Genomic DNA, 14,215 nt, shown 5'->3' on the forward strand with positions numbered 1-14,215 from the left:
GGACGCCGCCGGACGGAAGAAGACAATGGGGCCATGGGACGCGGCACACTCCGGATCTACCTGGGCGCGGCACCGGGCGTCGGCAAGACGTACGCGATGCTCTCCGAGGCGCACCGCAGGGTCGAGCGCGGCACCGACTGCGTGGTGGCCTTCGTGGAGCACCACGCCCGGCCGCGCACCGAGGCGCTGCTGCACGGCCTGGAGCAGGTCCGGCGCAGCGAGATCAGCTACCGCGGCGCCGTCTTCTCCGAGATGGACGTCGACGCCGCCCTGGAGCGCGCCCCGGCCGTGGTCCTGGTGGACGAGCTGGCCCACACCAACGTCCCCGGCTCCCGCAACGCCAAGCGCTGGCAGGACGTCGAGGAACTCCTCAGGGCCGGGATCGACGTCATATCCACGGTCAACATCCAGCACCTGGAGTCGCTCGGCGACGTCGTGGAGTCGATCACCGGCGTCCGGCAGTGCGAGACCGTGCCTGACGAGGTGGTCCGGCGGGCCGACCAGATCGAGCTGGTCGACATGTCGCCCCAGGCGCTGCGCCGCCGGATGGCGCACGGCAACATCTACCAGCCCGACAAGATGGACGCGGCCCTCTCGAACTACTTCCGCCCCGGCAACCTCACCGCCCTGCGCGAGCTGGCCCTGCTCTGGGTCGCCGACCGGGTCGACGAGTACCTCCAGCAGTACCGGGGCGAGCACAACATCCGCACCCCCTGGCAGGCCCGCGAACGCATCGTCGTCGGGCTGACCGGCGGGCCCGAGGGCCGCACCCTCATCCGCCGCGCCTCCCGGATGGCGGCCAAGGGCTCCGGCAGCGAGATCCTCGCCGTCTACATCGCCCGCAGCGACGGCCTGACCTCCGCGTCCCCGAAAGAGCTGGCCGTCCAGCGCACCCTGGTCGAGGACCTCGGCGGCACCTTCCACCACGTCATCGGCGACGACATACCCGCGGCCCTGCTGGAGTTCGCGCGCGGCGTCAACGCCACCCAGATCGTGCTCGGCTCCAGCCGCCGCAAGACCTGGCAGTACATCTACGGCCCCGGGGTCGGCGCGACCGTCGCCCGCGAGTCGGGCCCCGACCTCGACGTCCACATCGTCACCCACGAAGAGGTCGCCAAGGGCCGCGGCCTGCCCATCGCCCGTGGCGCCCGGCTCGGCCGCGCCCGGATCATCTGGGGCTGGCTCGTCGGCGTCGTCGGATCGGTCCTGCTCGCGGTGGCGCTGCGCGGCATGGAGGACGCCCCCGGCCTCGCCAACGACGTCCTGCTGTTCCTCTTCCTGACGGTGGCCGCCGCCCTGCTCGGCGGGCTGAGACCCGCGCTGGCCTCGGCCGCCGTCGGCTGCATGCTCCTGAACTACTGGTTCACCCCGCCCACCCACACCCTGACCGTCCAGGACCCGGAGAACTTCGTCGCCATCGTGATCTTCTTCGCGGTGGCGGTGGCGGTCTCCTCAGTGGTCGACCTCGCGGCCCGGCGCACCCACCAGGCCGCCCGGCTGCGCGCCGAGTCGGAGATCCTCTCCTTCCTCGCGGGCAGTGTGCTGCGCGGCGAGACCGCCCTGGACGCCCTGCTGGAGAGGGTCCGGGAGACCTTCGCCATGGAGTCCGTCGCCCTGCTGGAGCGCAGCAGCGACGTGGAGCCGTGGACCTGCGCCGGATCCGTCGGGCCGGCCCCGGTCACCCGCCCCGAGGAGGCCGACGTGGACATGCCGGTCGGCGACAACATGGCCCTCGCGCTGTCCGGCCGGGTGCTGCCCGCCGAGGACCGCCGGGTGCTCGGCGCGTTCGCCGCCCAGGCCGCCGTCGTCCTGGACCGCCAGCGCCTGGTCTGGGAGGCCGAGCAGGCCCGCAGGCTCGCCGAGGGCAACCGGATCAGGACCGCGCTGCTCGCCGCCGTCAGCCACGATCTGCGTACCCCGCTCGCCGGGATCAAGGCCGCCGTCAGCTCGCTGCGCTCCGACGACGTCGCCTGGTCCGAGGCGGACGAGGCGGAGCTCCTGGAAGGCATCGAGGACGGCGCCGACCGGCTGGACCACCTCGTCGGCAACCTGCTGGACATGTCACGCCTCCAGACCGGCACGGTGACCCCCCTGATCCGCGAGATCGACCTCGACGAGGTGGTCCCCATGGCGCTCGGCGGCGTCCCGGAGGGCAGCGTCGACCTCGACATCCCCGAGACGCTGCCGATGGTCGCCGTCGACCCCGGGCTCCTGGAGCGGGTCGTCGCCAACATCGTCGAGAACGCCGTCAAGTACAACCCCGGTCCGGAGCCCGTCGCCGTGGCCGCCAGCGCACTCGGCGGCCGGGTCGAGCTACGGGTCGTGGACCGGGGCCGGGGCGTCCCCGACGAGGCCAAGGAGCGGATCTTCGAGCCCTTCCAGCGGTACGGGGACGCCCCGCGCGGCGCCGGCGTGGGCCTCGGCCTCGCCGTCTCCCGGGGCTTCGCCGAGGCCATGGGCGGCACGCTGGACGCCGAGGACACCCCGGGCGGCGGGCTGACCATGGTCCTGACGCTGGCCGCGACGCCGGGCGGCGTCCGGGCCGACGCCGAGCTGCCGGCCCGGGTCACCTCGTGACCCGCCCCCGCGCCCGTCCTTCCCTCTCCCCGTACAGCAGAGCCGTTCCCTCCTCCCCGTACAGCAGAAAGGCAGGTCCGCGATGACCAGGGTGCTTGTGGTCGACGACGAGCCGCAGATCGTCCGCGCCCTCGTGATCAACCTGAAGGCCCGCCAGTACGAGGTCGACGCCGCGCCCGACGGGGCGACCGCCCTCCAGCTCGCCGCCGCCCGCCACCCCGACGTGGTCCTCCTCGACCTCGGGCTGCCCGACATGGACGGGGTCGAGGTGATCAAGGGCCTGCGCGGCTGGACCCGGGTGCCGATCCTGGTCCTCTCCGCGCGCCACACCTCCGACGAGAAGGTCGAGGCCCTGGACGCCGGGGCGGACGACTACGTCACCAAGCCCTTCGGCATGGACGAGCTGCTGGCCCGGCTGCGCGCCTCCGTACGCCGTGCGGAACCGCTCGGCCAGGAGGGCGGCACCGAGGACATCGCCCTCGTCGAGACGGCCGGCTTCACCGTCGACCTGGCGGCGAAGAAGGTGCACCGGGCCGGCCGCGACGTACGGCTCACCCCCACCGAATGGCACCTGCTGGAGGTCCTCGTCCGCAACGGCGGCCGGCTGGTCAGCCAGAAACAGCTCCTCCAGGAGGTCTGGGGCCCCTCCTACGGCACCGAGACCAACTATCTGCGGGTCTACATGGCCCAGCTGCGCCGCAAGCTGGAGGCGGACCCCTCGCACCCCCGGCACTTCGTCACCGAGCCGGGCATGGGCTACCGCTTCGAGCGCGGCTGACGCGGTACGGCCTCACCCTTTCGAGTGGTCGCCCCGGGCCTCCGTACGAGGCCCGCAGGACCGGTACGCTTCGGGTATGAGTGCTCCCCGATCCGAGAAAGCCGGGAAGGCCGGGAAGGCGGCGCGACCTTCCGGGCGCTTCCGCCGTATGCTCGACCGGCTCTCCAGCTCCCAGGAGGACCTGGAGTACCAGGAGCTACGGGACGACGCGCAGGCCACCGGATGCACCCGGATCTCCGAGTGCTCCGACCGGCAGATCGTGAAGGTGGCTGGTACGTTGCGGACCGTCACCCTCCGTCCCCGGGCCGGAGTGCCCGCCCTGGAGGCGGAGCTCTTCGACGGCACCGAACCGCTGGACGTGGTCTGGCTCGGCCGCCGCTCCATCGTCGGCATAGAGCCCGGCCGCAGGATCATCGCCTCGGGGCGGGTCGCCATGAGCCACGGCCGCCGGGTGCTGTTCAACCCCACATACGAACTCCGACCGCTCGGCAAGGAGTAGCCGGTGACGTCTCTCGACAAGCCGACGTCCGACACGGACCAGCCCCACCGCACCGACCCGCAGCACACCGGCGGGAGGCACGCCGCCCAGCAGGACGCCGAGTCGAAGGCTGTCACCGAGGCCGCCCTCTTCGAGGCCTTCGGCGGGGTGCGCGGCATGGTGGAGACAGTCCTCCCCGGGCTGCTCTTCGTCACGATCTTCACGATCAACAAGAACCTGAACGCCTCGGCCATCGCGGCCCTGGCCGTCTCCCTGGCCCTCGTCGTCGTCCGGCTGGTCCGCCGGGACACCGTCAAGCACGCCTTCAGCGGCGTCTTCGGGGTGGCCTTCGGCGTCCTCTTCGCGAAGATGACGGGCGATGCCAAGGACTTCTATCTGCCGGGCATGCTCTACACCCTGGGCCTGTCGGTCGCCTACCTCGCCACAGCCGCCGCCGGGGTGCCGCTGATCGGCCTGATCCTGGGCCCGGTCTTCAAGGAGAACCTCTCCTGGCGGACCCGTAACCCGGGCCGGAAAAAGGCGTACACCAAGGCCAGCTACGCCTGGGGCTTCATCCTGCTCGCCAAGTGCGCGATCCTCTTCCCGCTCTACTGGTGGGCCGACACCACGCAGTTCGGCTGGGTGCTGATCGCGCTGAAGATCCCGCCGTTCCTGCTCGCGGTCTATCTGACCTGGATCTTCCTCGCGAAGGCGCCGGCGCCCATCGACGTCTTCGCCGAGATGGAGGCCGAGGAAAAGGCCGAGAAGGAGCGCAAGGCCGCGGCGGCCGCCCTCCGCGACCCGGAGGCCTGAGTAGCGTAAGAATGACGGAAGGGGCCCGGAACCGCTCAGCGGTTCCGGGCCCCTTCCGTCGTTCCGTGATCAGCTGTCCGCAGGGTCGCGCCGGACCGACAACAGGTCCTCCAACTGCTCCTCACGCGCCTGGGCGGCCACGAACAGCAGCTCGTCACCGGCCTCCAGGGACTCCTCGGGGCTCGGCGTCAGCACCCGCGTACCGCGGATGATCGTCACCAGCGAGGTGTCCTCGGGCCAGGCCACATCACCGACGCGGGTACCGGCCAGCGCCGACTCCGGCGGCAGGGTCAGCTCCACCAGGTTGGCGTCGCCGTGGCTGAAGCGCAGCAGCCGGACCAGGTCGCCGACGCTCACCGCCTCCTCGACCAGGGCCGACATCAGACGCGGCGTCGAGACGGCGACGTCCACGCCCCAGGACTCGTTGAACAGCCACTCGTTCTTCGGGTTGTTCACCCGGGCCACCACACGCGGCACGCCGTACTCGGTTTTGGCGAGCAGCGAGACGACCAGATTGACCTTGTCGTCCCCGGTCGCGGCGATCACCACGTTGCACCGCTGCAGCGCCGCCTCGTCCAGCGACGTGATCTCACAGGCGTCCGCGAGCAGCCACTCGGCCATCGGGACCCGCTCCACCGAGATGGCGGTCGGCGCCTTGTCGATCAGCAGCACCTCGTGCCCGTTCTCCAGCAGCTCGGCGGCGATGGAACGGCCCACCGCACCCGCCCCGGCAATCGACACACGCATCAGTGACCGTCCTCCTCGGGACCCTGGGCGAAGGCCTCTTCGACCTTGGCGATCTCGTCCGTACGCATCATCACGTGGACCAGGTCGCCCTCCTGGAGGACGGTCTGCGAGGTCGGCAGTATGGCCTCGCCCAACCGGGTGAGGAAGGCCACGCGGACCCCCGTCTCCTCCTGGAGCGTGCTGATCTTGTGGCCGATCCAGGACGGCGTCGTGTGCACCTCGGCGAGCTGCACACCCCCGCTCGGATCACGCCACAGAGGCTCCGCGCCCGACGGCAGCAGCCGCCGCAGCATCTGGTCCGCCGTCCAGCGCACGGTCGCCACGGTGGGGATGCCGAGGCGCTGATAGACCTCGGCGCGCCGGGGGTCATAGATCCGCGCCGCGACGTTCTCGATGGAGAACATCTCGCGGGCCACCCGGGCCGCGATGATGTTGGAGTTGTCGCCGCTGCTGACCGCGGCGAACGCCCCGGCGTCCTCGATCCCCGCCTCGCGGAGGGTGTCCTGGTCGAAGCCGACCCCGGTGACCCGGCGGCCGCCGAATCCGGACCCGAGGCGACGGAACGCCGTGGGGTCCTGGTCGATCACCGCGACGGTGTGCCCCTGCTGTTCAAGGGTCTGTGCGAGAGCGGCACCGACGCGCCCGCAGCCCATGATGACGATGTGCACTGTGCGCCTACCCCGCCGTCCTGGTCATCCGGCTGACCTGCGAAAACACGCTGCTCACACTTCTCTCTCAGCTTGCTGGGCAAACAACGGGGCACACACCCGCGGTGTGGCCCGGAGTCGAGCTTATGCGCCGGGGAAGTCACTGCCTCATCCGCGTGTCCGTATCCTCGCGCACTCCGGTAAAGGGAAAGCAAAACAGGGTGGTCCGGCGCAAGGATCGCGTTAAGGAATGGCGGGGCTTTCTCGGCCGACCGCAGGAGATTGCGGGGCCACGTCGAAAGGGCGTGCGTTTCGGCCACGGGCTGCGCTTACGATCCTCACCGTGTCCAAACTGACCGACGTGCCCAAACGGATCCTGATCGGCCGGGCGCTGCGCAGCGACAAGCTCGGGGAGACCCTGCTCCCCAAGCGCATCGCGCTCCCCGTCTTCGCGTCCGACCCGTTGTCCTCGGTGGCGTACGCACCCGGAGAAGTCCTCCTCGTGCTGTCCATCGCGGGGGTGTCGGCGTACCACTTCAGCCCCTGGATCGCCCTCGCCGTCGTCGTGCTCATGTTCACGGTCGTCGCCTCCTACCGGCAGAACGTCCGCGCCTACCCGAGCGGCGGCGGCGACTACGAGGTCGCGACCACCAACCTCGGTCCGAAGGCCGGGCTGACCGTCGCCAGCGCCCTGCTCGTCGACTACGTCCTCACCGTCGCCGTGTCGATCTCCTCCGGCGTCGAGAACCTCGGCTCCGCGATCCCGTTCGTCATCGAGCACAAGACGCTCTGCGCCATCGGCGCCATCGTCCTGCTCACCCTGATGAACCTGCGCGGCGTCCGGGAGTCCGGGAAGCTCTTCGCCATCCCCACGTACCTCTTCGTGGCCGGCGTCTTCGGGATGATCCTGTGGGGCGCGTTCCGGGGGCTGGTCCTCGGCGACACGATGCACGCCCCCACCTCCGACTTCGAGATCAAACCCGAACACGAGGGACTGGCCGGCTTCGCGCTCGTCTTCCTCCTCCTGCGGGCCTTCTCCTCCGGCTGCGCCGCCCTCACCGGCGTCGAGGCGATCAGCAATGGAGTGCCCGCCTTCCGCAAGCCCAAGAGCAAGAACGCCGCGACCACGCTCGCCGCGATGGGCCTGCTCGCCGTCACCATGTTCTGCGGGATCATCGGCCTGGCCATGGCCACCGACGTCAAGATGGCCGAGAACCCGGCCGTGGACCTGATCCGCGACGGCTCCCCGGTCGGCGCCGACTTCACCCAGGACCCGGTGATCTCCCAGGTCGCCGAGGCGGTCTTCGGCCACGGCTCGTTCCTCTTCATGGTCCTCGCCACGGCGACCGCGCTCGTCCTCTTCCTGGCGGCGAACACCGCGTACAACGGCTTCCCGCTGCTCGGCTCGATCCTCGCCCAGGACCGCTACCTGCCGCGCCAGCTGCACACCCGCGGCGACCGCCTCGCGTTCTCCAACGGCATCGTCCTGCTGGCCGGCGCGGCCATCCTGCTCGTCTGGATCTACGACGCCGACACCACGCACCTGATCCAGCTCTACATCGTCGGGGTGTTCGTCTCCTTCACCCTCAGCCAGACCGGCATGGTCCGGCACTGGAACCGCCTGCTGGCCGACGAACGGGACCCGGCCAAGCGCCGCCACATGGTCCGCTCCCGGGCCATCAACGCCTTCGGCGCGACCTTCACCGGCCTGGTCCTCGTCGTGGTCCTGGCCACCAAGTTCACCCACGGCGCCTGGGTGGCCCTGCTCGGCATGGTCATCTTCTACGGCACGATGACCGCGATCCGGAAGCACTACGACCGGGTCGCCGACGAGATCGCCGCCGACGAGGCCCCCACCGACGAGACCCTGCGCCCCTCCCGCGTCCACGCGATCGTGCTGGTCTCCAAGCTCCACCGCCCCACGCTGCGCGCCCTCGCCTACGCGAAGCTGATCCGCGCCGACCACTTGGAGGCGCTCTCCATCAGCGTCGACCCGGACGAGACGAAGGCGTTGCGCGAGGACTGGGAACGGCGCGGCATCAACGTCCCGCTCAAGATCCTCGACTCGCCGTACCGCGAGGTGACCCGCCCGGTCATCGAGTACGTCAAGGGCCTGCGCCGCCAGAGCCCGCGCGACGTGATCAGCGTCTACATCCCCGAGTACGTGGTCGGCCACTGGTACGAGCACCTGCTGCACAACCAGAGCGCCCTGCGCCTGAAGGGCCGCCTGCTCTTCACCCCCGGCGTCATGGTGACCTCCGTCCCGTACCAGCTCCAGTCCTCCGAGGCCGCGAAGAAGCGGGCCCGCAGGCGCGCGGACTGGAGCGCTCCGGGGTCGGTGCGCCGGGGCCCGGTGGAACGGGGCCACAAGGAGCCGAACCGTAGGACGCCGAACCGTAAGGGGTGAAGGGCATGAAGGGCGTCGCGTGGTAAGCCCCCTGACCGCGCCCGCGTAGACTGGTGGGCTGTCGTCCGGCAGCACGCTCGACCGCTTACCCCCTTCCTCCCTGGAGCCTCCCCACATGCAGAACGAACCCACGTCGTCGCTGGTCGGGGAGGAGTACGAGGTCGAGGTCGGGCCCGTCGCGCACGGCGGTCACTGCATCGCCCGCACCGCCGAGAACCAGGTGCTCTTCGTACGCCACACGCTTCCCGGCGAGAAGATCATCGCCAAGGTCACGGACGGCGACACGGACTCCCGCTTCCTGCGGGCCGACGCGGTACGGATCATCGAGCCGTCCAAGGACCGGGTCGAGGCGCCGTGCCCGTACGCCGGTCCCGGCATGTGCGGCGGCTGCGACTGGCAGCACGCCAAGCCGGGCGCGCAGCGCCGCCTCAAGGGCGAAGTGATCGCCGAGCAGCTCCAGCGCCTGGCGGGCCTGACCCCCGAGGAGGCCGGCTGGGACGGCACGGTCATGCCCGCCGAGGGCGACAAGCTCCCGCCGGGTGAGGTGCCCGCCTGGCGCACCCGCGTCCAGTACGCCGTCGACGCCGAGGGCCGCGCGGGCCTGCGCAAGCACCGCTCGCACGACGTCCAGCCGATCGACCACTGCCTGATCGCCGCGCCGGGCGTCTCCGAGCTCGGCGTCGAGAAGCGCGAGTGGCCCCAGATCGCCGGGGTCGAGGCCATCACCGCCACCGGCTCGAACGACCGCCAGGTCATCCTCACCCCGAAGCCCGGCGGCCGACTGCCCCTGGTCGAACTGGACAAGCCGGTCTCGGTGCTCCGCGTCGACGAGAAGGACGGCGGCGTCCACCGCGTCCACGGCCGCGCCTTCGTCCGCGAACGCGCCGACGACCGCACCTACCGCGTCGGCTCCGGCGGCTTCTGGCAGGTCCACCCGCAGGCGGCCAACACCCTGGTCCGCGCGGTCATGCAGGGCCTGCTGCCCCGCAAGAACGACACCGCCCTCGACCTCTACTGCGGCGTCGGCCTGTTCGCCGGCGCCATCGGCCAGCGCATCGGCGAGAAGGGCGCGGTCCTCGGCATCGAGTCCGGCAAGCGCGCGGTCGAGGACGCCCGCCACAACCTCCAGGACCTCGACCGGGTCCGCATCGAACACGGCAAGGTCGACCAGGTCCTGCCCCGCACGGGCATCACGGAGTGCGACCTGATCGTCCTGGACCCACCGCGCGCGGGCGCCGGCAAGCAGGTCGTCAAGCACCTGTCGGGCCTGGGCGCCCGCAAGATCGCCTACGTGGCCTGCGACCCGGCGGCGCTGGCGCGGGACCTGGCGTACTTCCGGGACGGCGGATACAAGGTGCGGACGCTGCGGGCGTTCGATCTGTTTCCTATGACCCACCACGTGGAGTGTGTGGCCATTCTCGAGCCCGCCGCGAAAGGGGTCTGACCCGGAAGCGGTGCTCTCACCCCTTCAGTCGCACCGGCAACTTCCGCACACTGTTCCCCACGAACGAGGCGTGGCGCGGTAGTTCCGGCTCCGGAACCGCGAGGTCCAGGGCCGGGAAGCGGGTGAAGAGCTGTTCCAGGGCGGTGGTGCTCTCCAGGCGGGCCAGGGGCGCGCCCATGCAGTAGTGCGCGCCGTGTCCCAGGGAGAGGTGGCGGGACTCGCCGGTGCGGGTGATGTCGAAGCGGGCCGCGTCCGGGCCGTGGGCCCGTGTGTCGCGGCCGGCTGCCGAGTACCCGGCGAGGACCGGGGTGCCTTGGGGGATCACGGTGCCGTCCAGGGTCAGGTCGCGGGTCGGGTAGCGGAAGGGGAAGTAGCTGACCGGGCTGTCCCAGCGCAGGGTCTCCTCCACCACGTCCGCCCAGCTCGCCCCGCCGGTCAGGACCAGGTCGAGCTGGTCCCGGTGGGTGCACAGGGCGCGTACGGCGTTCGTGATCAGGTTCAGCGTCGTCTCGTGCCCCGCGATGATGGTCAGCATCAGTGTGCCGATCAGCTCGTGCGGGCTGAACCGGTCGCCGTCCTCCTCACGGGCCGCGATCATCGCGCTGGTGAGGTCGTCCCCCGGGTCGGCCGCCCGGGCGGCCGCGACCGCGCTCAGGACCTCCACCATCTCCCGGTTGGCCGCCATCGCCTCGGCCGGCTCGATTTCCGTGGCCACGATCTGGTTGGAGAGGTGGTGCAGCCGGTCGTGGTGCGCCTCGTCCACGCCCAGCAGTTCGCAGATGACGCCCATCGGCAGCGGCAGCGCGAAGTGGGTGCGCAGATCGACGACGCCGTCCTCGGTGGCGGCCGCCTCCAGGTTGCTCAGCAGACGGGATGTCAGGTTCCCTACGTAGGGGCGGAGTTCCTCGACCCGGCGGGCCGTGAACGCCTTGCTCATCAGCGACCGCAGCCGCCGGTGGTCGGCGCCGTCCGCGGTCGTCATCCCCTGCACCGTGGCGAACGTCTTCAGCGGCCAGCCGTCGGCGATCTCCCCGGCCTGGAGCGCTGTGAAGTGCTGTGCGTTCTTGGCTACGTCGGGGTGCGCGAGGAATTCCTTGAGCGCGTCGTGGCCCAGCACCGCCATCCCCCGCACCTCGCCGGGGAGGACCACCGGGGTGACCGCCCCCCGGGCCAGCAGCCGGGCGTTGGCCGCGTGCGGGCAGCCCCCGGCCGGGTCCAGGCGGTGCGGGTGGTCGGCCGCGGGGTTCAGCGGTGACGTGTTCAACAGGGCTCCAGGTCTTCGGAGGGACGGGGACAAGCCGAGGAAGGGCGGGCTCCGGACGGGTCAGTGCGGCCGGGCCTGTGACCGCACCGCGTTCCGGTGCGGCCACGCCGGGGCGGGGGCCTCGGTCGCCCGGGAGGGCACCGGGCCCTGCGGCAACTGCGGCGAGGTGAAGCGCACGGGCAGCGTGCCCAGGCCCTTGCTCCACGGCGAGTTGACCCACTTCAGCTCGTCTTCGGGGACCGCCAGTTCCAGGTCGGGCAGGCGGTGCCGGATCGTGTCGACCGCGGTCCGGGTGATCAGCCGGGCCGGGTCCTGGGCGGGGCAGGTGTGCGGGCCCGCGCCGAACGCCAGATGGGAGCGGTTGCCGACCACAGGGGCGCCGTCGGCCGGCAGGACCTCCGGATCCGCGTTGGCCGCTGCCAGGCCCAGGATCAGCATGTCGCCCGCCCGGATGTCCTGGCCGCCGAACCTCATGTCGCGGGTGGCGTAGCGGGCCGGGAAGTTCTGGGTGGGCGGGAAGCGCCACAGGACCAGGTCGAGCGCGTCGTCCACGCTGAGGTGGCCGCCGCTCAGCGAGGAGCGCAGCGCGGGGTCGCAGAGCAGGATGCGCAGCGAGGTGGCGATCCAGTTCACCGTGGTCTGGTTGCCCGCGACGAACATGACCACCAGGTTGTGCAGCACCTCCTCGTCGGTGAGCCGCGCCGGGTGGTGCAGCAGCGCCGAGACGATGTCGTCGCCCCTCACCCGCCGCTTCTCCTCGATCAGTGACAGGAGGATCGCGCCCATCCGGCGACTGGCGTCCGCCGCCCCGCTGGTGGCGGAGACCAGGCCTCCCACGGCCTCCACCAGCTCCCGGCCGGTCCGGTCGTCCACCCCCAGCAGCCCGGCGATCACCCGCATCGGCAGCATGCGCGCGTACGAGGCGACGAGGTCGGCCTCGCCGTGGGCAGCGAATCCGGTGATCAGGGCCTCGGCGGTGGCCCGGACGCTGCGGCGCAGCTCATGCCCGTTGATCCCGGCCAGCGCGTCGGAGACGGCGACGCGCATCCTGCGATGCTGCTGCCCGTCCGCGAAGAGCAGCGCGGGGCGCCAGCCGACCATCGGCAGGATCGGCGAGTCGGCCGGCACCCGGCCTTCGCGCAACCGGCTCCACCGGCGCGGGTCGTGCGAGAAATCCTGTTCCTCGCGGGTGAGCCGGAGCAGTTCGCGATGGCCCAGGACCAGCCAGGCGTCGATGCCGGGGGCGACGGACACCGGCGCCACCGGGCCGTGCGTACGGCGCAGTTCCTCGTACAGCGCGGGCATCGTGTTGCCGTCGAGGTCGGGTCCGTGCAGCGCGGTCGCCGTGCCGGGGGCGCCGGTCACGGGGCAGCCGGCGGCCGGCCCGGCCGTGGGAGGGGGCGTGCTCATGAGGACTCCGTGGCGACGTGGATGAGGTGACGGACCAGGGCGATCAGTGCCCGGATCGATGAGGCCCGGTCCCGTGCGTCACAGGTCACCAGCGGGGTGTCGGGCAGCAGGTCGAGGGCCGTACGGATGTCGTCGGCGTCGTACCGGGGGCCGGACGGGAAGATGTTGACGGCGACCGCGAAGGGAAGGTCCAGATCCTCCAGATTGCCCAGCGCGTCGAAGGAGGCCGCCAGGTCCCGGGAGTCCACCAGGGCGAGCGCGCCGAGCGCCCCCTTGGCCAGGTCCCGCCAGGCCGGCAGGAACCGCTGCTGGCCCGGTGTCCCGAACAGATACAGGACCAGGTCGCCGTCGATGGTCAGCCGGCCGAAGTCGAGGGCGACCGTGGTGGTCCGCTTGCCGCCGTCCCCGGCGTACGGGTCCACCCGGACGCCCGCCCGGGTCATCGACGCCTCGGTGGAGAGCGGTTCGATCTCCGACACCGTACCGATCAGCGTCGTCTTGCCCACCCCCAGCGGGCCGACGACCAGGATCTTCGCCGCGCCCGACACATTCGAGTCGAGGTACTTGCCGTCGGCCGCGGTGGGCGGCCGGTCGGCCTCGGCCAGGGTTTCAGAGGCAGCTTTCGAGACCATGGAGAACCTTTCTGAGCATGGTCACATCGGCGCGTTCGGCCGGCGGGATGGGCGGCCGGGTCACGATCAGCCCCCAGCGGAGGAGATCGGAGAGCAGCACCTGCGCGACCGATGGCGGCTGGCCGAGGTGAGCGGCCACCTCCGCGACCGAGATGAGCCCCTCACAGTGCTTCAGGATGGCGAGGTGTTCCGGCTGGAGGGTGGCGGGGAACGCCGCCTCCGCCGTCATCACCAGGGATTCCCAGGACAGCGGCTCGCCCTCGGACTCCGTGCGGCCGCGGGTGATGACATAGGGGCGGATCGCCGAGGCCCTCGGCGCCTCAGGCCGCTCTGCCGTCACGTCGCGGCGGCCTCGTCCCGGGGCAGGCTGCTCAGGTGCGCGCCGATCTTCGCCACCAGCAACTGCATCTGCTGGGCCACCAGGCCCACGTCAGCGTCCAGCTCGGTGGCGACCCCCAGGTGCGCGCCCACCCCGGCAGGGGTGAACAGCACGAACCCCTGGTCGGTCTCCAGCATCAACTGGCGTGTCGCGGCGGCGCGCCCGAACAGCAGCGCGCTGGTGGACCGGCCCGTCATCGTCATCGCCGCGCAGGCCGCCGAGAGCGACTCCGCGTCGGCGACGCTCAGGCAGGCCACCGGACCCGAGAGGTTCTCGGCGGAGGCGTGCCCGAGACGCAAGCCGTCCTCGGACACCACCACGGCGTGCCTGACGCCGGGAATCTCGGTGAGGGGGCGGAGCATCCATCCCAGGTCGGGGAGTCGAGTGATGATTCCGGTCACGGTCGGCCTCCGGCGTGCTCGTGCGGGGTACGGGGCGGGGACTGTCCGCCGTGCGGGGGCGACGCGGGTTCGGCGTCGCCGTCCGCGTCGACGGCCGCCCGGCCGCGCAGCGTCCCGGACACCACGCTGGCGATCGAGGCGCGCGCCGCCTCCGGCGTCCAGGGTTCGGCGGGCGCGACACCGGGCTGCGGGTCGGGCGCCGAGTGACGTGCGGCGGTCGTGGCCTGGGCGGCGCCGC

General features: G+C 71.5%; 13 protein-coding genes and 1 pseudogene. 6 read left to right on the forward strand and 8 right to left on the reverse strand.

Annotation, left to right across the window (positions count from 1 at the left end; all coding sequences use genetic code 11):
• Window positions 1-33: 33 nt before the first annotated feature.
• The 4 genes from G3I54_RS14565 (at window position 34) to G3I54_RS14580 (ending at window position 4,646) form a co-directional block, all read left to right on the forward strand.
• Window positions 34-2,577: a sensor histidine kinase KdpD gene (locus tag G3I54_RS14565; protein WP_164614785.1), complete on the forward strand. Its 2,544-nt coding sequence runs from the start codon at window positions 34-36 to the stop codon at window positions 2,575-2,577.
• Between the two features lie 82 nt (window positions 2,578-2,659).
• Window positions 2,660-3,355 (forward strand): response regulator, encoded by a 696-nt coding sequence (locus G3I54_RS14570; RefSeq protein WP_137230201.1) that lies wholly within the window; start codon window positions 2,660-2,662, stop codon window positions 3,353-3,355.
• Between the two features lie 76 nt (window positions 3,356-3,431).
• A complete protein-coding gene (locus G3I54_RS14575) occupies window positions 3,432-3,854 on the forward strand; it encodes an OB-fold nucleic acid binding domain-containing protein (RefSeq protein WP_239144375.1) in 423 nt (140 codons plus the stop codon).
• Window positions 3,855-3,857: 3 nt separating this feature from the next.
• Window positions 3,858-4,646 carry a DUF3159 domain-containing protein gene (locus G3I54_RS14580; RefSeq protein ID WP_164614787.1) on the forward strand — a complete coding sequence of 263 codons (789 nt, stop codon included), beginning with the start codon at window positions 3,858-3,860 and terminating at the stop codon, window positions 4,644-4,646.
• Window positions 4,647-4,715: 69 nt separating this feature from the next.
• On the opposite strand, the gene G3I54_RS14585 is transcribed toward G3I54_RS14580, so the two are convergent.
• The gene (locus G3I54_RS14585) at window positions 4,716-5,393 is read right to left on the reverse strand and encodes a TrkA family potassium uptake protein (RefSeq protein WP_164614789.1); all 678 of its coding nucleotides are present in this window, start codon (window positions 5,391-5,393) and stop codon (window positions 4,716-4,718) included.
• Window positions 5,393-6,061 (reverse strand): TrkA family potassium uptake protein, encoded by a 669-nt coding sequence (locus tag G3I54_RS14590; protein WP_164614791.1) that lies wholly within the window; start codon window positions 6,059-6,061, stop codon window positions 5,393-5,395. Before G3I54_RS14590 ends, G3I54_RS14585 begins: the two co-directional genes overlap by 1 nt.
• Window positions 6,062-6,383: 322 nt before the next feature.
• Here G3I54_RS14590 and G3I54_RS14595 point away from each other — a divergent pair, with 322 nt between their 5' ends.
• A complete protein-coding gene (locus G3I54_RS14595; RefSeq protein ID WP_164614793.1) occupies window positions 6,384-8,447 on the forward strand; it encodes an APC family permease in 2,064 nt (687 codons plus the stop codon).
• 115 nt (window positions 8,448-8,562) lie between these two features.
• Entirely contained in the window at window positions 8,563-9,891 is a 1,329-nt protein-coding gene (locus G3I54_RS14600; RefSeq protein ID WP_164614795.1) for a TRAM domain-containing protein, read from the forward strand.
• Between the two features lie 16 nt (window positions 9,892-9,907).
• Here the strand turns inward: G3I54_RS14600 and G3I54_RS14605 are convergent, their stop codons facing one another.
• The 6 genes and pseudogenes from G3I54_RS14605 to G3I54_RS14630 form a co-directional block, all read right to left on the reverse strand.
• Entirely contained in the window at window positions 9,908-11,110 is a 1,203-nt protein-coding gene (locus tag G3I54_RS14605; RefSeq protein WP_164614808.1) for a cytochrome P450, read from the reverse strand.
• 105 nt (window positions 11,111-11,215) lie between these two features.
• Entirely contained in the window at window positions 11,216-12,565 is a 1,350-nt protein-coding gene (locus G3I54_RS14610) for a cytochrome P450 (protein ID WP_164614797.1), read from the reverse strand.
• Complete coding sequence (locus tag G3I54_RS14615) at window positions 12,562-13,113, reverse strand: ATP/GTP-binding protein (protein ID WP_164614809.1); 552 nt, start codon at window positions 13,111-13,113, stop codon at window positions 12,562-12,564. The genes G3I54_RS14610 and G3I54_RS14615 overlap by 4 nt, the downstream gene beginning before the upstream one ends.
• A 61-nt stretch (window positions 13,114-13,174) precedes the next feature.
• Window positions 13,175-13,537 (reverse strand): DUF742 domain-containing protein, encoded by a 363-nt coding sequence (locus tag G3I54_RS14620; RefSeq protein ID WP_164614799.1) that lies wholly within the window; start codon window positions 13,535-13,537, stop codon window positions 13,175-13,177.
• Window positions 13,534-13,977, reverse strand: coding sequence for a roadblock/LC7 domain-containing protein (locus G3I54_RS14625; protein ID WP_164614801.1), 444 nt, complete (start codon window positions 13,975-13,977; stop codon window positions 13,534-13,536). The genes G3I54_RS14620 and G3I54_RS14625 overlap by 4 nt, the downstream gene beginning before the upstream one ends.
• Window positions 13,974-14,215, reverse strand: a pseudogene (locus G3I54_RS14630) (ATP-binding protein); the annotation flags it as partial. The pseudogene G3I54_RS14630 and the gene G3I54_RS14625, both read right to left, overlap by 4 nt.

Origin of the sequence: Streptomyces sp. SID14515 (assembly GCF_010548505.1) — a bacterium.
GTDB lineage: Bacteria > Actinomycetota > Actinomycetes > Streptomycetales > Streptomycetaceae > Streptomyces > Streptomyces caviscabies.

Bases quoted from the DNA above. Each gene is read 5' to 3' on its own strand.
- G3I54_RS14585 (WP_164614789.1), bottom strand. From the start codon at position 5,393: ATGCGTGTGTCGATTGCCGGGGCGGGTGCGGTGGGCCGTTCCATCGCC.
- G3I54_RS14600 (WP_164614795.1), top strand. From the start codon at position 8,563: ATGCAGAACGAACCCACGTCGTCGCTGGTCGGGGAGGAGTACGAGGTC.
- G3I54_RS14570 (WP_137230201.1), top strand. From the start codon at position 2,660: ATGACCAGGGTGCTTGTGGTCGACGACGAGCCGCAGATCGTCCGCGCC.
- G3I54_RS14565 (WP_164614785.1), top strand. From the start codon at position 34: ATGGGACGCGGCACACTCCGGATCTACCTGGGCGCGGCACCGGGCGTC.
- G3I54_RS14610 (WP_164614797.1), bottom strand. From the start codon at position 12,565: ATGAGCACGCCCCCTCCCACGGCCGGGCCGGCCGCCGGCTGCCCCGTG.
- G3I54_RS14575 (WP_239144375.1), top strand. From the start codon at position 3,432: ATGAGTGCTCCCCGATCCGAGAAAGCCGGGAAGGCCGGGAAGGCGGCG.